The sequence below is a fragment of the Allofournierella sp. CML151 genome, assembly GCF_027853465.1.
GTDB lineage: Bacteria > Bacillota > Clostridia > Oscillospirales > Ruminococcaceae > Allofournierella.
Genome location: NZ_JAPNNW010000003.1, coordinates 64,241 through 86,043, shown reverse-complemented (window position 1 = coordinate 86,043; position 21,803 = coordinate 64,241). Strand labels below are relative to the sequence as shown.

Here is a 21,803-nt window from a genome sequence, read left to right as displayed (position 1 = left end):
ATGCCGCAGCAGGGCGAAAGGTATCTTCCTTACAGGTTTTTCCACAATGAAAACAACTGTTGTGCAAACCGCCGGAGGATTATTTTCGCCGTGCTTTTTTTACTTTTTTTACTTTCGTAAGGCTTACTCTTCCGGGGGCTTTGTCATAAAATAGGCAGGTACCGAAAAGGGGGGATATGATTGGATATTAAGGAAGAACTTCTTGAAGCGCTGCAACCGAAAACCGCCTTTGAGATCCCGCTGTTCGGCGGAATCCCGGTGCCGGAATCCGCACTGAACAGCTGGATCCTGATTGCACTCTTCACCATTTTCTGCATCTGGCTGACCCACGGCATGAAAAAGGTGCCCGGCCGCCGGCAGATGGTGGCGGAAATCCTGGTTGGGTTCATCAACAATTTCTGCAAGGACAACCTGGGCGAACACTGGCGCACCTTCGCGCCTTACATCGGCACCATGGGCATCTATCTGGTGCTGGCGAACCTGTCCGAGTTCATCGGCCTCACGCCGCCCACCAAGGACCTGAACGTGACCGCGGGTCTTGCATTTCTGGCGGTGCTGCTGATCTACGGCTCCAGCTTCCGCATCAAGGGCCTTCGGGGCGGTCTGCACAAGTTCGTGGAGCCTTCACCCATTGTGGCCCCGCTGAACATTCTGGAAATCGGCATCCGGCCGCTGTCGCTGTGTATGCGACTGTTCGGCAACGTGTTCGCCGCCTTCATCATCATGGAGCTGGTGAAGATGCTGGTACCCATTGCAGTGCCCATTCCCTTGAGCCTTTACTTTGACGCATTCGACGGCATCATTCAGGCTGTGGTGTTCGTGTTCCTCACGACCCTGTTCCTGAGCGAAGCCATTGAATAAAACCATCTTACTTAAAAATGTACTGAATTTTAGGAGGAACTTATTATGACTACCGCTTTTGCTGCCGCTATCGCTGTTCTGGTTGGCCTGGGTGCCGGTATCGGCATCGGTTTTGCCACCGCCAAGTCCAACGAAGCCATCGCCCGTCAGCCCGAGGCTGCCAGCAAGATCAGCAGCAACCTGCTGCTGGGCTGTGCTCTGGCTGAGGCCACCGCGATCTACGGCTTCCTGATCGCCATTCTGCTGATCTTCATGCAGTAATCGAGGGGGCGATGAGCCGTGTCGATTTTAAACCTTGACGCAAACATCATTTATGTGTTCATCAACCTGGCGATCCTGCTGGTTCTGATGAAGATCTTTTTGTTCGGACCGGTCACCAAAATGCTGGACGAGCGGTCCAAGGAAATTGCCGACACCATCGACGGCGCCAACGCCAAAATGGACCAGGCGGAGAAGAGCCGCCAGGAGTATGAAGCCCAGCTGCTGAACGCAAAAAAAGAGGCCCAGGACATTGTGGACGCGGCCAAAAAGCGCGGTCAGCAGGAGTATGAGGCTCAGCTGGCCAAGGCCCGGGATGACATTGCCCGCATGCAGGCCGACGCCCAGAAGCAGGCCCAGGCCGACCGGGATGCCATGCTGGAGGGCGCCCGCCAGGAGATCGCCATGCTGGCGCTGCTGGCTGCCTCCAAGGTGTCGCAGCAGAAGATGAACAGCCAGGCTGACCGGGAACTGGTCAACGCCTTCCTGGCTGAAGTGGAGGAGACCGCATGAGCCTGACTGCCGCCCGTTATGCGAGCGCTTTGTATCAGGCCGGCTGCACCGAGGACGAGCTGCGCGACACCGCGCAGCTCATTCTGGAAAATAAGCCCCTGCTGGAAGCGCTGGTCAGCCCGGCGGTCCGCTTGGAAGAAAAGCAGGCGGTACTGCGCCGCCTGCCCTTCGCAAGCTGCCCGGACCGGCTGATGCATTTTTATGAACTGCTGGCAAAAAAGGGCCGCTTTGCCCTGCTTGCCGATATCGTATATGAATATCATCTGCTCACGCTGGCCGCTGCCAACCAGACGGTTTGCGTGATGCGCTGCGCCCAGATGCCGGACGAGGCCATGGTGGTGGACATCGCCAAGGCCATGTGCCGCCGCCACGGCCGCGACGGCGTGGAGATGCAGGTGATCGTTGATCCGTCTCTGGTGGGCGGCTTCGTCCTGGAGATCGACGGGACGACCTATAACAAGAGTGTGAGCGGGCAGCTGCATCGTTTGGCGCGCCGCCTGCAAGAGAGGTGAAGCCACAGTGAATCAATCCGAAGAGATCATTTCCATTCTCCGCCAGGAGATTGAAGCATACGACAGCCGCGCCACTCACGAAGAGACCGGTACCGTGATCGAGATCGGCGACGGCATTGCCACCGTATACGGCCTGGACAAGGCGGTTTACGGCGAGCTGGTGGAATTTGAGACCGGCGCCAAGGGCATCGTTCTGAACCTGGAGCGGGACAGCGTGGGCGTTGTTCTGCTGGGCAGCGAAGAGGGTCTGGCCGAGGGCAGCGTGGTCAAGCGCACCGGCCGTGCGGCAGACGTTCCCGCCGGCGAGGCCATGATCGGCCGCACCCTGAACGCCCTGGGCGAGCCCATCGACGGCCTGGGTGCCATCGAGGCTGCGGCCCGCATGCCCATCGAGCGCGAGGCCTCCGGCGTTGTGAGCCGTGAGCCCGTAAACGTTCCCCTGCAGACCGGCATCCTGGCCATCGACTCCATGGTGCCCATCGGCCGCGGCCAGCGCGAGCTGATCATCGGCGACCGCCAGACCGGCAAGACCGCCATCGCGGTGGATACCATCCTGAACCAGAAGGGCAAGGATGTGATCTGCATCTACGTGGCCATCGGCCAGAAGGCCTCCACCGTGGCCCAGCTGCGCAACAACTTTGTGAAGTACGGCGCCATGGACTACACCATCATCGTGTCCAGCCCGGCCAGCGAGCCTGCACCCCTGCAGTACATCGCTCCCTACTCCGCCACTGCCATCGGCGAGTATTTCATGTCCAAGGGCAAGGACGTGCTGATCGTTTACGACGATCTGTCCAAGCATGCGGTGGCCTACCGTGCCCTGAGCCTGCTTTTGCACCGCAGCCCCGGCCGTGAGGCTTACCCCGGCGACGTGTTCTACCTGCACAGCCGCCTGCTGGAGCGCTCCTGCCGCCTGACCAAGGAATACGGCGGCGGCTCCATGACCGCTCTGCCCATCATCGAGACCCAGGCGGGCGACGTTTCCGCCTACATCCCCACCAACGTGATTTCCATCACCGATGGCCAGATCTATCTGGAGAGCAGCCTGTTCTTCGCAGGCCAGCGCCCCGCCGTAAACGTGGGCCTTTCCGTGAGCCGTGTGGGCGGCAGCGCCCAGACCAAGGCCGTGAAGAAGACCGCCGGTACCCTGCGTATCGACCTGGCCCGCTTCCGCGAGCTGGAGGTGTTCACCCAGTTCAGCTCTGACCTGGACAAGGCCACCCAGACCGCTCTGGACCACGGCAAGCAGCTGATGGAGATCCTCAAGCAGCCGCTGTATCATCCCATGAGCGTGAGCCGCCAGGCGGTTATCCTGTACATCTCCACCGGCAGCCTGCTGGCGGATGTGCCTCTGGCCAAGTCCCGTGAGGTGGCTCAGGGCTTTGTGGACTACCTGGAGAACACCCAGCCCCAGCTGCTGGAAGAGATCGAATCCACCGGCGCGCTTTCCGCCGCTGTTGCCGAGAGCATCCGCGCCGAACTGGATGCCTATAAGGGACAGGTGAGCGCGCAATGGCAAGCATAAAAGAGATCCGTACCCGCATCAAGAGCGTGGATCAGACCCTGAAGATCACCAATGCCATGTATCTGATCTCCTCCTCCAAGATGCGCAAGGCCCGCCAGCAGCTGAATGGCGTTGAGCCTTACTTCCAGAAGATTCAGGATACCATTGCCGATATTCTGTATCACTCCAAGGAATTCCACCATCCCTTCATGGACACCCGCCCCGAAAAAAAGCACCGCACGGTGGGCTACATCGTGATCACCGGTGACAAGGGCCTGGCGGGCGCCTACAACCACAACGTGCTCAAGCTGGCCGAGGAAAAGCTGGCTGCCACCGAGAACCCGATCCTGTTTGTGATCGGCCAGGTGGGCCGGGCCTACTTCGCCGGCAAGAACGTGAACGTGGACGGCGAATTCCTTTATACCGCGCAGGACCCCACCGTGACCAGAGCGCGGGATATCAGCGACACCATGGTGGACCTGTTTCTGCGGGGCCAGCTGGACGAGGTGCACGTGATCTACACCGAGATGGTGAACCCCGTTCTGATGCGGCCCGCCACCTACCAGCTGCTTCCCCTCACCCGGGAGCAGTTCGCCCACAAGGAAGCCCAGTACACCGCCGGCCAGTACAACCGGCAGGTGGTGTACGTTCCTTCCGAGCACAAGGTCATGGATAAGATCGTGCCCGGTTACCTGAAGGGCGTGCTCTTCGGCTGCCTGGTGGAATCCTTCTGCAGCGAGCAGAATGCCCGCATGACCGCCATGGATTCCTCCACCAAGAATGCCCGCGAGATGATCCGCACCCTTTCGCTGGAATACAACCGGGCCCGGCAGACCGCCATTACCCAGGAGATCACCGAGATCGTGGGCGGCGCCCAGCAGAAAGGCGGCAAGGTCCGCCCCGAGCGCCGCATGCAGCCCGCACTCACTCTGCTGGTGAGCGCTGACGGCAGCGTGCTGAAACGCTCCTGATCCTTTTCTTCTATTGTTCGATATTTGAAAGCGAGGAACCGATATGCAAAACAAAGGCACCATCGCACAGGTTCTGGGCCCCATTGTGGACGTTGAGTTCAAGGACGGCAAGCTGCCTGCCATCAACGATGCCCTGACCGTGCAGCTGAACGGCGCCGAGCAGGTCATGGAGGTCGCCCAGCATGTGGGCGGCAACACCGTGCGCTGCATCATGCTCAGCCCCAGCGAGGGCCTGGGCCGCGGCGTGGAAGTGACCGCCAGCGGCGCGCCCATTGAAGTGCCCGTGGGCGAAAAATGCCTGGGCCGCATGTTCAACGTTCTGGGCCATGCCATCGACGGCCGCGAGGAAGTGACCGATTCCGAGAAGTGGTCCATTCACCGCGAGCCCCCCAACTTCGTGGATCAGAGCCCCGTGGTTCAGATCCAGGAGACCGGCATCAAGGTCATCGACCTGCTGGCCCCCTACGCCCGCGGCGGTAAGATCGGCCTGTTCGGCGGCGCGGGCGTTGGCAAGACCGTGCTGATTCAGGAGCTGATCCGCAACATCGCCACCGAGCACGGCGGCTACTCCATCTTCACCGGCGTGGGCGAGCGTACCCGTGAGGGCAACGACCTGTGGCGCGAGATGAGCGAGTCCGGCGTTCTGGAGAAGACCGCCCTGGTCTTCGGCCAGATGAACGAGCCCCCGGGAGCCCGTATGCGCGTTGCTCTGACCGGTCTGACCATGGCCGAGTACTTCCGCGATCAGGAAAAGCGGGATGTGCTGCTGTTCATCGACAACATCTTCCGTTACGTGCAGGCCGGCAGCGAGGTTTCCGCCCTGATGGGCCGTATGCCCAGCGCCGTGGGCTACCAGCCCACCCTGGCCAACGAGGTCGGCGCGCTGCAGGAGCGAATCACCTCCACCAAGAACGGCGCCATCACCAGCGTGCAGGCCGTTTACGTGCCCGCCGATGACCTGACCGACCCCGCGCCCGCCACCACCTTCACCCATCTGGACGCCACCACCGTGCTGAGCCGTAAGATCGTGGAGCAGGGCATCTACCCCGCTGTGGACCCCCTGGAGTCCACCAGCCGTATTCTGGAGCCCGACGTGGTGGGCCAGCGCCATTACAACGTGGCCCGCGGCGTGCAGGAGCTGCTGCAGCGCTACAAGGAGCTGCAGGACATCATCGCCATTCTGGGCATGGAAGAGCTGGGCGAAAACGACAAGAAGACCGTGGAGCGGGCCCGCCGCATCCAGCAGTTCTTCAGCCAGCCCTTCTTCGTGGCCGAGCAGTTCACCGGCCTGCAGGGCAAGTATGTGCCCCTGGCTGAAACCATCAACAGCTTCGAAGCCATTCTGGGCGGCGAGCTGGATCAGTACCCCGAGACCGCGTTCTCCAACGTGGGCACCGTGGACGACGTGCGTGAGAAGGCCCGGGCACAGGGGGCGATCTGATGGCTGACCTGTTTCTGGAGATCATCACCCCCGAGCGCCAGTTCTACATCGGCCCCGCCGAGGAGCTGGTTATCCCCGCCATCGACGGCCTGTACGGCGTACAGCCGGGCCACGAGCCCGCTGTAACCGCCATGGAGCCGGGTGAGCTGCGCTACAAGGTGGACGGTGAGTGGCAGGTTGCCGCCATCGGCCAGGGCTTTGTGGAAATCATGCCCGAGCGTGCCATCGTGCTGGTGAGCACCGCCGAAAAGCCCGAGGAGATCGACGCCAAGCGCGCCCAGGAAGCCAAGGAGCGCGCCGAGGAGCGCCTGCGCCAGAAGAAGAGCGTGGAGGAGTATTACCGTTCCAAGGCTGCTCTGGCCCGCGCCATGGCCCGCCTGAAGGTATCCGGCCGGCGCTGATTTTCCCCCTTTCTTTTTTCGCTTTTTCCTTCTTCATTCTGTTTTGCCCCGCAGGGCGGCCCAAATGGGCTTTCCTGCGGGGTCTTTTTTTGCGCTTGCCAAGGCTGCATAGCCCATTCTATAATAAAGGAAACAAGGGCCTTTTCCCTTTGCAAAAAAAATTTTGAAAGCAATGCAATAAACGTTTTGTTCCGTGCATTACTAGAACGACAGGAGACAACGGATATGATGCTTGTGCTTGGCGCAATGGCCCAGGAGGCCCGTGCCGCGAACCCCAACGGGGAGCTGGAAGCGCTGATCGGCGGCATTGCCGCAGGCAGCCGGGAGGATCTGGCCGAACTTTACCGCCGTACCCGGGCGGCGGTGTACGGCCTGGCCCTCTCTTACCTGAAAAACGGCGCGGAGGCCGAGGATGTGGCCCAGGACACCTTCGTGAAGGTGTGGGCCGCCGCTCCCTCCTACCGGCCCCAGGGCAAGCCCATGGCCTGGCTGCTCACCATCGCCCGGAATCTGGCGCTGGGACGGCTGCGCACCGCAGCCCGCATCCAGGATCTTTCCGAGGCCCAGTGGTCCGCCTTTTCCATCGAGAGCGACTCCCTCACCGCCGATGACCGCACCGTGCTGGCTGCGGCGCTGGGGCGCCTTTCGGACGAGGAGCGGCACATCGTGGTGCTGCACGCGGTCTGCGGGCTCAAGCACCGGGAGATCGCCCAGTTCCTGGGCCTGGCACTGCCCACCGTGCTTTCCAAGTATCACCGTTCCCTGAAAAAGCTGAAAACCATTCTGGAAGGAGATGACGCGCAATGACCGACCGCAATGTGGAACAGGCGCTGCGCACCGCTTTGGAACACGCGGCACCCAACGACGTGGAAAGCGTTCTCCTTCGCTGTGATGACCGGAAAGGAAACGTGATCCCCATGACGAATCAGAATCCTGAAAAGAAAAACCGCAAGCCCCTGCGCCTGGCCGCTCTGGCCGCTGCCGCCTGCCTGGTACTGGCCATTGGCGGAGGCTCGATTTACTACAATCAGTCCCAGACCGCCGCGTCCATCGTCTCGCTGGACGTGAACCCCAGCATCGAGCTGGTGCTCAACCGCCGCGAGCGGGTGCTGCGGGCCACCCCCCTCAATGAGGACGCCGCCGCCGTGCTGGACGGCATGGATCTGAAGGGCGCCACTCTGGACGTGGCGGTGAATGCCCTGATGGGCTCGCTGCTGAAAAACGGCTATGTGGATGAGCTGGCCAACTCTATCCTGATCACGGTGGAGGATGACGACGCCAACCGGGCCGCCCAGCTGGAAAGCCAGCTCACCGAGACGGTGAACGCGGTGATGACCTCCAGCTCCATCAACGGGGCCATCCTGAGCCAGGTGGTAAGCCAGGATCAGGACCTGCAGGCCAAGGCCGACGAATACGGCATCTCGCTGGGCAAGGCCCAGCTGATCCAGCAGCTGGTGGACCAGAACCCCACCCTCACCTTTGAGAGTCTGGCCGGCCGGACCGTGAACGATCTGAACCTGCTGCTCTCCAGCCAGGCCACCACCCTCACCGCCGTGACCTCCACCGGCCGCGCCAGCGACGGCGGCTACATCGGCACCGAGGTGGCCAAGAACGCCGCTCTGGCCCACGCGGGCCTGACCGCCGACCAGGTGACCGTGTCCAAGGTGGACTTTGACATGGAGGACGGCCGGATGGTCTACGAGGTGGAATTCTGGGCCGGAAACGTGGAATATGAGTACGATGTGGATGCCACCACCGGCGAGATTGTGAAGAACCGCACCGAGCGCTACACCGCCGCCGCGGGCCAGGACGCCTCCATCGACGAAGCTGCCGCCAAGGCCGCTGCTCTGAACGCCGTTGGTCTGAGCGAGGACCAGGCGGAGGGCATTCTGGTGATCCCCAGCTACGATGACGGACGCTTTGTTTACAAGGTGAAATTCTGGACCGGCAGCACCGAGTACTTCTGCGCGGTGGACGGCGCGGGCCAGATTCTGAAGAGCGAGAAGGAGGAGCACTCCTCCTCCGGCACAGCCGCTTCCAGCAGCACTGACGTGGGTCTGGATGCCGCCAAAACCGCCGCCCTGAAGCATGCGGGTCTCTCCGCCGATCAGGTGACCGGCCTGACCGCCAAGCTGGACTGGGACGACGGCCAGCGGGTGTATGAGGTGGAGTTCTGGCAGGGCAGCACCGAATACGAATACGAAATCAACGCGGACGGCACCGTGCGCCAGTATGAGTCCGAGGCACATGCCGCTCCCACCGCCATCAGCGCCAATACCGGCACTACCAACAGCAACAGCAGCTCCAGCACCGGCGCCACCTCCTCCACCGACATCGGCGAGGACGGCGCCAAGGCCGCCGCGCTCCAGCATGCGGGTCTGACCGAGGATAAGGTCCAAAACCTGTACATCGAGCGGGACTGGGATGACGGCCGCGTGGAATACGAGGTGAAATTCCTCTCCGGCTCCACCCAGTATGAATACGAGATCGACGGCGCCACCGGCAGTGTGCGGAAGGGCGAAAACAAAACGATTGCTTCCGCCGGTTCCTTCATCAGCGCCGACCAGGCTCTGGCCAACGCCCTGAGCCATGCCGGGCTGGACCAGTCCGCCATCCGGGAGCTGGAAATGGACAGCGATCTGGATGACAGCACGCCTCACTACTCCATCGACTTCAAGTCCGGCAATCTGGAGTATGAATACGAGATCAGCGCCACCGACGGTGCGATTCTGAAATTTGAAAAGGATAACTGAGTTTATTCAAAACGGCTGCGGAAAGTTCCGCAGCCGTTTTGTTTTGGTAAAAAATTCCCAAAATCTCTTCCCGCTGCCTGCCTTCCGTGGTATAATGGCCACAAATACAAGGCGCTTTTTGCGCCGTTTCCCACTTTTCGGGAAGCGGGCGCATGGCCGGACCAACAGCAAGGAGGGTTTTCCATGGTCACATTCAACAATCTGCTGAACAACCCCAACATCCTCACCGCAGCCCAACTGGGCGGCATGCGGGTGCTGGAATACGAGAAGGATCTGAGCGTACGCCCGGATAACGCCATCGCCAGCTACTATGCTTCCGAGATGAACGTGCGCCGCCGCCAGCTGCTGCTGGAGCTGAAGGGCGACAGCTACGTGGTACAGGCCGGGGCCATGCAGTGGATGAGCGGCGCGGTGGAAGCCACCTCCGGCATCAAGGGCGTGGGCGATCTGCTGGGCAAGGCGCTGGCCTCCAAAGCCACCAAGGAAAGCGCGGTAAAGCCGGAGTACAAGGGCACCGGCCACCTGATGCTGGAGCCCACCTACAAGCACATCATCCTGCTGGACGTGGGCCAGTGGGACGGTCTAGTGCTGGACGACGGCCTGTTTTTGGCCTGCTCCGGCTCGGTGCAGCAGAAGGTGGTGGCCCGCTCGAACCTGTCCAGCGCGGCGCTGGGCAATGAAGGCCTGTTCAACCTGTGCCTGAAGGGTGCAGGCGTGGCGGCGCTGGAAAGCCCGGTGCCCCGCAGCGAGCTGATCGAATTCAAGCTGGACAACGACCAGCTGCGCATCGACGGCAACATGGCCATTGCCTGGTCCTCCAGCCTGAACTTCACGGTGGAAAAATCCACCCGCAGCCTGATCGGCTCCGCCGTTTCCGGTGAAGGTCTGGTGAACGTTTACCGGGGCACCGGCACGGTGCTCATGGCCCCGGTGGTCTGACCTGCACAAACCTCTTCCTACAGAAAAAAGGCTCCCCATGCAGGGAGCCTTTTTTTGTTTGCTTGTGTTCAGCTCAGCGGGCGGTTCAGCCCTCGGCAGCCTCAGAGGAGGCCGCTTCGGAGGAGGCGGCCAGCTCGGCCTCGCCCTCCTCGGCATTGGTCATCACGTCGCCCATGGTGCGGCCCTCATCGATGTTCATGCCGTAGAGATAGGTCTGGCCGGTAACGAGGCCCAGCTTCTCGGCTTCCACCGGGCTGTCCGGGCTGCGGAAGTGCTCGTTCAGAATCTCGGCACAGCTCTCCCGGTCCACATAATAAACCTGGCTGTGACCGTTGATGTTGGCCGCGCCGCCGGGTGCGCGCACGATGTAGATGTTCTCCGGCTCCACCTTCAGCATGGTGGCGTACAGGCCCCAGATCTCGGTGATGTCCAGGCTGGTATCGATGTAGTGGGCCACCACCTTGCAGGTGCTATAGTAATCGGCCAGGGTGTAATCGTTCAAAAAGCTCTTGAGCAAAGCCGCGTAGAAGTACTGCTGGGTCTCCAGCCGCTTGTAGTCGGCGGTGGAGTAATTCCGGTTGCGCAGAATCAGCTCGGCGGTGTCGCCGCTGATGCGGTGGGTGCCCTGCTTGCAGACCACATCCTCGTGGCCGGTTTTCTTGTCCACGGTGACAATGTCCCAGGGGACGTACATCTCGATGCCGCCCATGTTGTTCAGCATGGTCTTGAAGGCCTGCATGTCGATGACCACATAGTCATCCACCGGCAGCTTGAACAGCTCGTAGATCTTGTTGGCCAGATTGTTGATCTTGTTCTTCTGGTCCGGGCCGTTGGCGTAGACCTCGTTGATCTTGCCGGTGTTGGTCTTGATGCCCTCGCCCACTTCCTCGCCCGCGTAGGTATCGCGGGGGATCTGGAAGGCGTTCACCTTGCCGCTGTCCCGGTCGATCTGCACGTACATGATCACGTCAGTCATGCCCTTGCCTTCCGCGTAGTCGCGGCCGTCGTCGTCGGCGTCGTAGTCGATGCCCACCATCAGCAGGTTGTAGAAGCGGTCGCCGCCTGCCTCGATGTCCGGATCGGTCTGCTGGTTCAGGGTGCCCGCCTCGCCCTCATCGAAGGCGGGGGCAATCTGGCTGTAAAGATAGGCCATGGCGCTGCATCCAGCCAGCAGCACCACTGCAACAACGATCACCAGGATCTTGATCCAATTTTTCTTTGCCGGGTTTTCCACGCAGGTTCCCCTTTCTTTTTACTTATTTGGTTGATTGCACGGAACAGCCGCCGGGGATGCAGTAAGGCTTGACCGGCGGCTGACAAAAAGCCCGGAGCCATGCCCCGGGAGATACTTTCCAACAAGTATCAAAAAAGTAACAACCGATATTATACCGTATTCCCGTCGAATTGGGGAGTGTTTTCCCGCATTTTTTCCTTTTCGCACAAATCCTCTTTTCCTGTTTTGTGCATTCAGCCGCGGAAACCCCAAAATTTTGATAGCCTTTCCTGTATGATTCCCCATTTTTTTGCCAGAAACATAAAAAAGCGGGGCGCTTTCCCTTGGGAAAACGCCCCGCTTGCAAGGCTTATGCGAGGGGGATGGCACTCAGCCCACGGCAGAAAGAGTGGTGCCGGGGAAGTAATGGGCCAGGATCTGGTCGTAGGTCCAGCCGTTGGCCGCATAGCCCCAGGCGCCGTACTGGGACAGACCGCACCCGTGGCCGTAGCCGTAACAGGTGATGCTGAAATTGCCGTCCGCATAAGTGATGTCGAAGGCGGCGCTGCGGATATCCCGGCCGGGGAATCCGGCCAGCACGCTCACCTGCAGCTTCTGACCGGTGATGGTGGCGGTACCCAGCCGCAGACTGGTCACATAGCCGGAGGAGTTCTTCACAATATCGCCGAACCATTCATTGGGGTCCTCACTGTAGGCATACAGGTCCACACCCAGCTTTTCCATGGCCCGGTCGGCCACCTCCTGCTCGGTGAACACACGGGTGTTCTGCCAGTTGGAGGCATACTGCTGGTCATAGGGGCTTTCCACCGCCACCAGGTAGGGGCGGGAGGAGCCCCACACGTCCTCACTGGGGCAGGTGCCGAAGGCTGCGCTGGCGAAGTAGGGAGTGAAGGCCACACGGCCGTTGTAGGTCACAATCTGGTTGGCCACCTCCCGGGCTGCCTGCCGGATGGTTTCGTTGGGCTCACGGCCGGAAACACTGGGCGCACCGCCCTGGCTCAGAATCCAGGAGTGTGCGGCCACCATCTGAGCCTTGTAGGCCTCAATGGGCGCGCCTGCTCCCAGCTCGTTGCGGGCAATCATGGCCAGACATTCCACCAGGTCCATCTCCTGCCGCACGCCGTTCATGGTCACCGTGATGGTGCCCGCGCTGGGCGTGGCGGTGGGCTGAGGCGCCTGGGTCGGCTGCGGAGCCGGAGTGGGCTGCGCCGTACCGGAATCACCGGAATCGGAGGGAGCCTGGGTGGCCTGGGGTGTCTGGGTGGCCTGGGGTGTCCCGGTGGCATCCGGCGCCTCGGTAGCCCCGGGCTTCGGCGTGGTTCCCGGCTTGGGGGTCGCACTGGGCTTGGGGCTGGGAGTCGCGGGCGCGTCGGTGGGCGGCGGCGTCAGAGTTGGAATGGGGGTGGCATTGGGGTCCAGCGGGTGTACACCCTCCACCACCTGATCCTCCTGGGGCATGCCGCTCTCCTGCTGCACGTCACTGCTGGTGGCGCCACCGGTAGCATACCAGTTCATCCAGTACTGGTTCAGCGTCTCCACCGAGGGGACCTCCTCCCCGCTCTGCTCATACATGGCCAGAGGCAGCAGAGGCTGGTCCGCCTGGGTAATCTGCTTGCCCAGCAGAAAGCCCGCCTCGTCCTGCCGCTGCAGGCGGCCAGTAACCGCCAGCTTGCGGCCGGAAGCGTCCGATGTGTCGGCCACCAGGGTGACGAAGCTGTCCCAGTCCTCCAGATCAACCGGCATCTCATACAGGCTGCGGGCCTTGACCCCCAGCACAAAATTCAGGAAATTCTGCTGGTCGCTCAGATCCTGCAGACCGTACAGATCGAAGGCGGTCTCGCCGGTCTCGGCCGGGTCCCAGTAAAAGACGGCGGCCACCTTATAGCGATAGGTGCTGCCGTCGGTGTACAGGGTAAAGCCGCAGTTGTCCCGCAGCAGCTCCTCCTCGTCCAGCTCGCTCAGCTGCCGGATGCTGTCCACCGGGCATTCCACGATCTGATTGGTGCGGGCCTGGCCGGGCTGGCCGCTGCTCACAAAGCGTGCCAGCTCATCTCCCTGGGCCGCCTGCACCGCAAGGCCCACCGCCTGGCCGGGCTGGGCTGCGTCCGGCTGGTAGACCAGAGTGCCGCCCAGCTTGGGCAGGGCCAGATAGGCCGCCACCTGGCTGTTGCTCTGCTGGGCCCGGGTCAGATAATCCCGGGCGGCGGTGTCGTAGTCAGCGGTGCCGTAGCCTGCACTGCTCATCTGCTGGGTGGCGGGGCGCTCGGCCAGCCACACCACGCCGAAGGCAATGGCCGCAATGAGCAGCACCGCCACCAGGCAGCCAAGCAGCCTGGCCATGGGATTCTTTTTGGAAGCGGGCGGCTCGGGCAGCTGGGCGGATTCATCGAACAGCTGCCGGCCGGCACTGCGCAGGTTGGCAGCCCGGCTCACCGGAGGCACAGTCCCGCCGGATTTCTGCCAGGCGGCGTTTTCTGCGCCCGGCTGGGGCGCTGCCGCCGAACGGGGCCGGGGCGCCTCGGTTTTCGGGGGAACGGGAGTTTGCAGCACCGGCAGCACCGGGGCAGGCTTGCCGTAGGCAAAGCTCTGCACCTCTTCTGCTGCCTCCAGGCCCAGGGCCAGGCGGCGCAGCATATCAAAGATCCAGTTGGCGGCCAGCATACCGGGCTGGGCACTGGGGGCCAGCACATGCAGATACACCATCTTTGCCCCGCACACCAGCACAAAGCCGGGCTGCACGCCCTGGGCAGGCTGATAGCTCACCGCCCAGTCCGCGCCGGAAAGCGCCAGCGCCTGATGGGCACGGCCCGCCGCAGGCTGCACCGGGCAGTCGGGGTATTTGTCCAGCAGGGCCCGGGGCGGCGCCAGACGGTCCGCCTTGGTGGGATGCCGGTAGCTGTGATCGCCGAAATCGTAAACTGCGGCGGCCTCCTGCTCTCCGCGGATGCGTGCCTCCAGCAGATGGCCGGTGGCCTCATCTGCCGCCACGAACAGCTTGTGCTTTTTTGCCAGGCCGGTCAAAGCCGCCTTGGCCAGCTCGGTATCGCCCTCGCCGAACACTGCCGGGCCAAACTGTTCCCGGAAATACTCATTCCACTGCTTGCAGATCCGGCTGGCCTCGGCCTCGCTTTCGGCCCGCACATTCACGCAGACCACCAGCTCCTCTTCCCTGCTCAACAGCCGCAGGCCCGGGCAGCCCTGGGCCGCCGCAGCCTTCAGCACCGCCTGAGCCTTCGCCTGGGGTACACCAAACAGCCGCAGCGCCAGCATGCGGTTGGCTTGCGCCATTGCTTCCACCTCGTTTCCCTTTTCTTCCTTGTTGTTGTGTTATTCCTTTAGGCAATACCGCATAATTCCAGGTGGTGGAGTGCGCCGGAGAATTTTGGCGCAATACGCCGCCTGAGCCCTTGGGTGTGAATTGTGCGGTGTTGCCTTTATCTCATCGCTTGTTTCTGCTGCGCCAGTTCCTCGGCGCTCAGCTTGTCCGCGCCGGGCATGGGCAGCCCCAGCGCCAGCCGCCGGGCATAATCCAGCGCCCGGTTGGCGGCACTGATGCGGATGCTCTGACGGTCCCGATTGCCCAGCAGCAGCTTTGCCACATAGACCTCATCGCCCCGGGCCGCGCCCACATAGACAAGGCCCACCGGCTTCTCGGCGGTTCCTCCGCCGGGGCCCGCGATGCCGGTGAGCGAGACGGCGATGTCCGCCCCGCTGACCCGGGCCGCGCCCAGCGCCATCTGGGCGGCGGTCTGCCAGCTCACCGCACCCATGGTGGCAAGCGTTGCCTCGCTCACCCCCAGCAGCTTGTGCTTGGCTTCGTTGGCGTAAGTACAGAAGCCGAAGCCGAACACCTCCGAGGAGCCGGGCACCTGGGTAATGCGCTGGCTCACAAGTCCGCCGGTACAGCTCTCGGCGGTGGCAACGGTCAGGCCCTTTTCGGTGAGGGTCTGCACCAGGGTGTGCTCCAGGTCGCTTGCATCCTCCCCGTAAATCACGTCCCCCAGAATGGCGCGGAATTTTTCCGCATAGGCCCGGCAAGCCCGCTCGCCCTCCTCGTGGCTGGCGGCCCGGGCGGTGATGCGAATCTGCACCTCGCCGGTCTTGGCATAGATGGCGGCGGTGGGGTTCTCGCTCTCAAACAGGTGGCCCACCTTTTCCTCCACATGGCTCTCGCCGATGCCGGTGATGCGCAGGGTCAGACTGTGCAGCACCCGCTGCTGCCCATCGGACAGGAAGGGCCGCACCTGCTCGGTCCACAGGGGTTTTAACTCACTGGGCGGGCCGGGCAGCAGCACCGCCCGTTTTGCATCCTTCTGGAACCAGACCGCCGGGGCGGTGCCGTTGTGGTTCTCAAACCAGCCGCCCTTTTGGGGCACCATGGCCTGCTTCTCGTTGTGGGGCGGCATGTGCCGGCCGGTGGCGGCGAAGTAGGCCTGAATGGCTTCCAGAATGGAGGGCTCCAGCTGCAGGGTATCGTCAAAGCAGCGGGCCACCGTCTCCTTGGTCAGGTCGTCCGCTGTGGGGCCCAGCCCGCCGGAGAAGACCAGCAGGTCGCTGCGCTCCATGGCCTCGCCCACCAGCTGCGCCAGACGGCCCTCGTTGTCGCCCACCACCCACTGGTGATGGACCGTGATGCCCAGCGCCGCCAGTTCCTTGGCCAGGAACTGGGCGTTGGTGTTCAGAATATCGCCGAGCAGCAGCTCGGTGCCCACGCAGATGATCTCCGCCTTCAACTTGGTTTCCCTCTTTCCCACGATTTGCAAATCTGCGCCCGGCCGGTTTTCCACAGCCGGTGCGCCTTATTGTTTAAAAGTCTTCCAGCTCGGACAGATCGTCCTCCTGCTTCTGGTCCCGCATGTCGATGCGGATGCGCTCCACGTCCGCGGCCGCCTGCTCCTCCAGCGCGGCCAGGCCGGGCATGGCGGCCTCCGCCGCCTCGATCTCGGCCAGGGTGGGCTTGGTCTTGGGATGGGGCGGGGTGAAGATGGTGCAGCAGTCCTCAAAGGGCAGGATGCTGGTCTCGAAGGTGCCGATCTTGCGGGCCACCACCGTGATCTCACTCTTGTCCATGCCGATCAGCGGGCGCAGCACCGGCAGGTCCTGGGCCGCGTCGGTGCAGGCCAGAGCATACAGGGTCTGGCTGGCCACCTGGGCCAGGCTCTCGCCGGTGACCAGAGCCTTGGCGTCGATCTCCTTGGCGATCCGGTTGGCAATGCGCATCATGCTGCGGCGCATGAGCACGGTGAACAGCACGTCAGGCGCGTTGTCCCGGATGTACTCCTGCGGGGTGGTGTAGGGCACCACATACAGCACGCAGTTGCCGGTGTAGGGAGCGATCAGCCGGGCCAGATCCCGCACCTTGTCCTGGGTGGCCTGGCTGGTATAGGGCGGGCTTGCAAAGTGGATGTGATGCAGCGCCAGGCCGCGGCGAGCCATGTACCAGGCAGCCACCGGGCTGTCGATGCCGCCGCTGAGCATGGTGATGGCGCGGCCGCTGGTGCCCACCGGCAGACCGCCCGCACCAGGCACCTTGGGCCCGTGCACGTAGGCGCCGTAGTCCCGCACCTCCACCATGACCACGATGTCAGGATGGTGCACATCCACCCGCAGGTGGGGATGCTTGCTCAGCAGAAAGCCGCCCAGCTCCCGGCACAGCTCGGGGCTTTTCAGCGGGAAGGATTTATCGGCCCGCTTGGCCTCCACCTTGAAGGTTTTGAGGTTTCGCAGAATGGGGCCCAGGTACTCCTCGGCGGTGGCCTTGATGGCGTCGATGTTCTTATCGCAGACGGCGGCACGGCTCAGAGCGGCCAGGCCGAACACCTTGCTCACCCGGTCGTAGGCCTCCTCCATGTTGGCTTCGGCTTCCTCGTCCCGGGGCTCCACGTACATGGTGCTCTGGGCCTTGTAGACCTGGAATTTGCCCAGATCCTTTACCCGCCAGCGCAGGGATTTGCTGAGCACCGATTCGAAGGTGGCCCGGTTCAGGCCCTTCAGGGCCATCTCGCCCTGGTAGCACATGATGATTTCTTTCATTGTAATGGTTAACTCCTTTATTTTGGGTCAGATCCTGACGATTTTACCGGATGCGGGCTAAGGTCTGCATGCCCTCGGCCAAGCCGGCCAGCAGCGCGTCCACGTCGGCCTCGGTGTTATTGCCGCAAAGGCTGATGCGCAAGGCGGTGTCCGCCCGAAGGGGCTCCAGCCCCATGGCGGCAAGCGTGTGGCTGGCCGCGCCCTTCGAGCAGGCCGAGCCGCTGGACACATACACATTTTTGGTTTCCAGGAAATGCAGCATGGTCTCGCTCTTGATGCACATGGTGCTCACGTTCACCACCTCGGCCACCGCGTCCTCGGGGCTGTTGAACACGATGCCGGGCATTGCGGCCAGCCCTTCGCGCAGCCGCTGGTTCAGCTGTGCCATGCGGGCGGTGCGCTCGGCCATGCTCTTGTAGCCCAGCAGCGCGGCCTTGGCCATGCCCACCGCATAGGGCAGATTTTCGGTGCCGGGGCGCACGCCCTTTTCCTGGCCGCCGCCGTGGCCCCGCTCCTGCCCGCCGCCCAGGTAGGGCGGCTCGATGTTATAGCCCCGGCGCAGGTACAAGGCACCCACGCCCTTGGGCGCGTGAATCTTATGCCCGCTCACCGTGAAGCTGTCGATGCCCTCCAGCTTCACCGGAACCCGCAGCCAGGCCTGCACCCCGTCCACATGCACGGCGGTGCGCGGGTTCTTCTCCTTCACCCGCTTTGCCAGCCGGTTCACGTCCACCAGGGTGCCGATCTCGTTGTTCACCTGCATGCAGCTCACCAGAATGGTGTTTTTGTCCACCGCGTTCACGAAGGCATCCAGGTCCAGATGGCCGGTCTCGTCCGGGTTGATGGTCACCACATCAAAGCCCAGCTGCCGCAGCCGTTCCATGGGCATGGCCACGCTGGGATGCTCGTAGCCGCTCACCACCACCCGCTTGCCCCAGCTTTTCCGGGCCAGAGCCGCGCCCAGAATGGCGATGTTGTTGCTCTCGGAGCCGCAGCCGGTGAAGAACACCTCCTCGGGGGACGCGCCCAGAGTCTTTGCCACCCCGGCGCGGGCCTTTTCCAGCAGGCGGCGGCTTTCGCAGCCGGGGCCGTACAGGCTGGAGGGGTTGGCCCAGTGCTCGACCATGGCCTTGCGGACGGCATCCGCCACTGCCTCATCCACGATGGTGGTGGCGGCGTTATCCAGATAATGGAGGGTTTCGTTGTGCAGCATTCCGGTCTCACCTTTTACAAAAAGTATTAAACGCTTTTAAATTTACAAAAATTCGGTAAATTCGTCAAAGAGAAAAGCGCACAGGGATACAGAATATAGTATAGCATACCGATGCGGGGTTTCACAACCAAAACCGCCGGGGGAAAACCGGTGTGGCATAAGAAGTGCGACTTCTTGTGTGACGCTTGTAAGATGGGGCGAATTTTGGTACCCTTATAGAAGAAAGAAAAGGACCACCGGCCCGCCTGCGCCCCGGCGCGGGCAGGCCGATGTTGTTTGATGGGTGTATGCCCGGAACAGGAAAGGATGAGCGCCATGAAATCGGATATTCAGATCGCACAGGAAGCCACCCTGCAGCCCATTGCCGAGGTTGCGAAAAAGCTGGGTCTCACGGAGGATGAGATCAGCCTGTACGGCAAATACAAGGCAAAGATCGACCACAAGCTGGCAAAGCGTGAGGGCAAACAGGGCAAGCTGATTCTTGTAACGGCCATCAGCCCCACCCCGGCCGGTGAGGGCAAGACCACCATCAGCACCGGTCTGGCGGACGGTCTGAACGCTCTGGGCAAGAAGACCATGCTCTGCCTGCGCGAGCCTAGCCTGGGCCCCGTATTCGGCATCAAGGGCGGCGCGGCCGGCGGCGGCTACGCTCAGGTGGTGCCCATGGAGGACATCAACCTGCATTTCACCGGTGACCTGCACGCCATCGGCGCGGCCAACAACCTGCTGGCGGCCATGGTGGACAACAGCGTATACCAGGGCAACCCCCACAACATCGATCCCCGGCGCATCGTTTGGAAGCGCTGCGTGGACATGAACGACCGCCAGCTGCGGTTTGTGACCGACGGTCTGGGCGGCAAGGTGAACGGCGTGCCCCGTGAGGACGGCTTCGACATCACCGTGGCCAGCGAGGTCATGGCGATCTTCTGCCTGGCCACCGATCTGAAGGACCTAAAGGAGCGGCTGAGCCGCATTGTTGTGGCCTACACCTACGACGGCCAGCCGGTGACCGCCGGTCAGATCGGCGCGGCGGGTGCCATGACCGCCCTTTTGAAGGACGCCTTCGATCCGAACCTGGTGCAGACCCTGGAGAACAACCCGGCGATCATCCACGGCGGTCCCTTCGCAAACATTGCTCACGGCTGCAACAGCGTGATGGCCACCCGTCTGAGCCTGAGCCTGGCGGATTACGTGGTGACCGAGGCGGGCTTTGGCGCGGATCTGGGTGCCGAGAAGTTCCTGGACATCAAGTGCCGCAAGGCTGGTCTGTCCCCCAACGCGGTGGTGATCGTGGCCACCGTGCGCGCCCTGAAGCATCACGGCGGATGCCCCAAGGATCAGCTGGGTGTGGAGAACCTGGACTATCTGACCGCCGGTGCGGACAACCTGCGCCGTCATGTGGAGAACATGCGCAACTTCGGTCTGCCGGTTTGCGTGGCGATCAACGCGTTCCCCACCGACACCGCTGCCGAGCACGACTGCGTGAAGAAGATCTGCGCCGAGCTGGGCGTGCCCTGCGCGCTGGCTGAGGTATTTGCCAAGGGCGGCCAGGGCGGCACCGAGCTGGCCAAGACCGTTCTGGACATCATGCAGGATGACACCTCCGTCAACTTCACCTATCCGGACGAGATGCCTTTGAAAGAAAAAGTTCTGTCCGTTGCACAGAAGATCTACCGGGCCAAGGACGTGACCTGGAGCGCACCCGCTCTGAAGACCCTGGCCGAGATCGAGGCCATGGGCTACGGCAATCTGCCGGTCTGCATTGCCAAGACCCAGTATTCCTTCAGCGATGACGCGAAGCTGCTGGCTGCGCCCTCCGATTTCACCATGACCGTGCGCGACGTGCGGCTTTCTGCCGGTGCGGGCTTCGTTGTGGTTATCATGGGCAGCATCATGACCATGCCCGGCCTGCCCAAAAAGCCCGCCGCCGAGAACATCGACGTGGACGAAAACGGCAAAATCACCGGACTTTTTTAACGACCCGACCGGTAACCGGATGCGGTACGTCTGCCGTTCCGCATCCGGCTTTTCTTTTTCATTTACCCGGTTTGCCGCTTCAGTTTTCCACGATGACAAAAAAGCAGCCGGTGGGAGAAATTCCCACCGGCTGCTTTTTTTGTTATCCTCTTTACTTTCGCAATCAGGCGTTATCCGCCAGATAATAGGTGCTGCCCATCACATAGGGCAGGTCGCTGCTGTAGGCCACATGCCGCAGCAGATAGTCCATCCAGGCCCCGTAGCCCGCCGAGTTCAGATGCAGGCCCTCGGTGGTGTAGCTGGGGTTCAGTCCGCCGCTGTCATCCACCAGCGAGCTGTAGACGTCCAGATAATGGCAGCCCTGCTCCAGCGCCATCTGCGCCAGCTGCTGGTTGATGCGCTGGATGCGCTCGTTGTTCAGGTTCGTGTTGGTGTAGTCGGTGGTCACCGGCGTCATGGACTGGATGTAAATTTCCACATCCTGCCCTGCCGCTTCCCGGATCGAGGTGATCATCTGCTCATAATAGCCGAAGTAACCCTTTTCCACCGCCTCGTCCGCGCTGGTGGCCAGCGCGTTCGCGCCGAACATCAGATACACTGCCTTCGGCTGCTTCTGCGCAATGATGTCCAGCGCCACCTCGGTGGCCACCACCGTTTCCGACTGGTACCGGTTCATGCTCTTGCGGTTCACAATGTCGCTGGGCACCGCGCCGCGATAGCCCAGCACCGTGGCCACGCCCTTGGCCGGGTTCTCATAAAGATCCAGGCCCTCGGTCACACTGTCGCCCAGGAACACCACGCCGGGCAGGTATTTGGTGCTGTCCACCAATCCGCACTCCGGCTGCACGATGTCCTCATAGCTCAGCGTCTTGATGGTGTAATCTCCGGTCTGCTGCACCGGGCCCATTCGCTCAAAGCCGGTCTCGTTGGTGTCCACCACCGGGTTCTGCATGGGCAGAGGCGCCAGCACACTGCCGGAAATGCCCGGCTGTATCGTCTCGCTGGAGGCGGGCTCCTCCGCGCCCCAGCCGGTCACCGCCTGGATGCCCACCGTGATGACGCCGGAAACGCCCAGCACCATCACCGCCAGCAGGGCCATGCTCAGCACCCGCCGCTGTGCGCGCCGCCGCTGGCGGCTGCGCACCTGATTGCTGAATTCTCGATAGCTGTTTGCCATGTTGTCTCCTGTTGTA

General features: G+C 62.3%; 18 protein-coding genes. 12 read left to right on the top strand and 6 right to left on the bottom strand.

All coding sequences use genetic code 11. The features are described from left to right. Window positions 1-180 precede the first annotated feature (180 nt). From PH256_RS03315 to PH256_RS03265, 11 genes are all read left to right on the top strand, one after another. The gene (locus tag PH256_RS03315; RefSeq protein WP_270912965.1) at window positions 181-861 is read left to right on the top strand and encodes a F0F1 ATP synthase subunit A; all 681 of its coding nucleotides are present in this window, start codon (window positions 181-183) and stop codon (window positions 859-861) included. 45 nt (window positions 862-906) lie between these two features. Further along, on the top strand, window positions 907-1,122 hold the full coding sequence (gene atpE / locus PH256_RS03310) for an ATP synthase F0 subunit C (protein ID WP_058963829.1): 216 nt from the start codon (window positions 907-909) through the stop codon (window positions 1,120-1,122). Between the two features lie 18 nt (window positions 1,123-1,140). Beyond that, entirely contained in the window at window positions 1,141-1,632 is a 492-nt protein-coding gene (atpF, locus tag PH256_RS03305) for a F0F1 ATP synthase subunit B (protein WP_270912964.1), read from the top strand. Beyond that, window positions 1,629-2,144 (top strand): ATP synthase F1 subunit delta, encoded by a 516-nt coding sequence (gene atpH / locus PH256_RS03300; protein ID WP_087181692.1) that lies wholly within the window; start codon window positions 1,629-1,631, stop codon window positions 2,142-2,144. The genes atpF and atpH overlap by 4 nt, the downstream gene beginning before the upstream one ends. A gap of 7 nt (window positions 2,145-2,151) precedes the next feature. After that, entirely contained in the window at window positions 2,152-3,669 is a 1,518-nt protein-coding gene (gene atpA, locus PH256_RS03295; protein WP_087184097.1) for a F0F1 ATP synthase subunit alpha, read from the top strand. After that, window positions 3,657-4,619, top strand: coding sequence for an ATP synthase F1 subunit gamma (atpG, locus tag PH256_RS03290; protein ID WP_087184096.1), 963 nt, complete (start codon window positions 3,657-3,659; stop codon window positions 4,617-4,619). The genes atpA and atpG overlap by 13 nt, the downstream gene beginning before the upstream one ends. Window positions 4,620-4,662: 43 nt before the next feature. Continuing rightward, window positions 4,663-6,060 carry a F0F1 ATP synthase subunit beta gene (gene atpD / locus PH256_RS03285; RefSeq protein ID WP_270912963.1) on the top strand — a complete coding sequence of 466 codons (1,398 nt, stop codon included), beginning with the start codon at window positions 4,663-4,665 and terminating at the stop codon, window positions 6,058-6,060. Then, on the top strand, window positions 6,060-6,461 hold the full coding sequence (locus PH256_RS03280) for a F0F1 ATP synthase subunit epsilon (RefSeq protein ID WP_270912962.1): 402 nt from the start codon (window positions 6,060-6,062) through the stop codon (window positions 6,459-6,461). The genes atpD and PH256_RS03280 overlap by 1 nt, the downstream gene beginning before the upstream one ends. A gap of 225 nt (window positions 6,462-6,686) precedes the next feature. Next, complete coding sequence (locus PH256_RS03275; protein WP_270912961.1) at window positions 6,687-7,268, top strand: RNA polymerase sigma factor; 582 nt, start codon at window positions 6,687-6,689, stop codon at window positions 7,266-7,268. Continuing rightward, entirely contained in the window at window positions 7,265-9,214 is a 1,950-nt protein-coding gene (locus PH256_RS03270; RefSeq protein WP_270912960.1) for a PepSY domain-containing protein, read from the top strand. Before PH256_RS03275 ends, PH256_RS03270 begins: the two co-directional genes overlap by 4 nt. A 183-nt stretch (window positions 9,215-9,397) precedes the next feature. Further along, on the top strand, window positions 9,398-10,153 hold the full coding sequence (locus tag PH256_RS03265) for an AIM24 family protein (protein WP_087184091.1): 756 nt from the start codon (window positions 9,398-9,400) through the stop codon (window positions 10,151-10,153). 85 nt (window positions 10,154-10,238) lie between these two features. On the opposite strand, the gene PH256_RS03260 is transcribed toward PH256_RS03265, so the two are convergent. The 5 genes from PH256_RS03260 to PH256_RS03240 all read right to left on the bottom strand — a co-directional run bounded on the left by PH256_RS03260 (window position 10,239) and on the right by PH256_RS03240 (window position 18,633). Then, entirely contained in the window at window positions 10,239-11,387 is a 1,149-nt protein-coding gene (locus tag PH256_RS03260; RefSeq protein WP_158096400.1) for an LCP family protein, read from the bottom strand. A 369-nt stretch (window positions 11,388-11,756) separates the two neighbouring features. Beyond that, window positions 11,757-14,675, bottom strand: coding sequence for a SpoIID/LytB domain-containing protein (locus tag PH256_RS03255; protein WP_270912959.1), 2,919 nt, complete (start codon window positions 14,673-14,675; stop codon window positions 11,757-11,759). A 146-nt stretch (window positions 14,676-14,821) separates the two neighbouring features. Continuing rightward, window positions 14,822-16,141 (bottom strand): competence/damage-inducible protein A, encoded by a 1,320-nt coding sequence (locus tag PH256_RS03250; protein WP_333766258.1) that lies wholly within the window; start codon window positions 16,139-16,141, stop codon window positions 14,822-14,824. Between the two features lie 52 nt (window positions 16,142-16,193). Further along, window positions 16,194-17,420 carry a tRNA uracil 4-sulfurtransferase ThiI gene (gene thiI, locus PH256_RS03245; RefSeq protein WP_270912958.1) on the bottom strand — a complete coding sequence of 409 codons (1,227 nt, stop codon included), beginning with the start codon at window positions 17,418-17,420 and terminating at the stop codon, window positions 16,194-16,196. A gap of 43 nt (window positions 17,421-17,463) precedes the next feature. Continuing rightward, entirely contained in the window at window positions 17,464-18,633 is a 1,170-nt protein-coding gene (locus PH256_RS03240) for a cysteine desulfurase family protein (protein ID WP_270912957.1), read from the bottom strand. Between the two features lie 315 nt (window positions 18,634-18,948). On the opposite strand from PH256_RS03240, the gene PH256_RS03235 reads away from it, so the two are divergent. Beyond that, window positions 18,949-20,610, top strand: a complete 1,662-nt coding sequence (locus tag PH256_RS03235; protein ID WP_270912956.1) for a formate--tetrahydrofolate ligase — start codon at window positions 18,949-18,951, stop codon at window positions 20,608-20,610. A gap of 163 nt (window positions 20,611-20,773) precedes the next feature. On the opposite strand, the gene PH256_RS03230 is transcribed toward PH256_RS03235, so the two are convergent. After that, window positions 20,774-21,787: a GDSL-type esterase/lipase family protein gene (locus PH256_RS03230; protein ID WP_270912954.1), complete on the bottom strand. Its 1,014-nt coding sequence runs from the start codon at window positions 21,785-21,787 to the stop codon at window positions 20,774-20,776. Window positions 21,788-21,803: the final 16 nt, after the last annotated feature.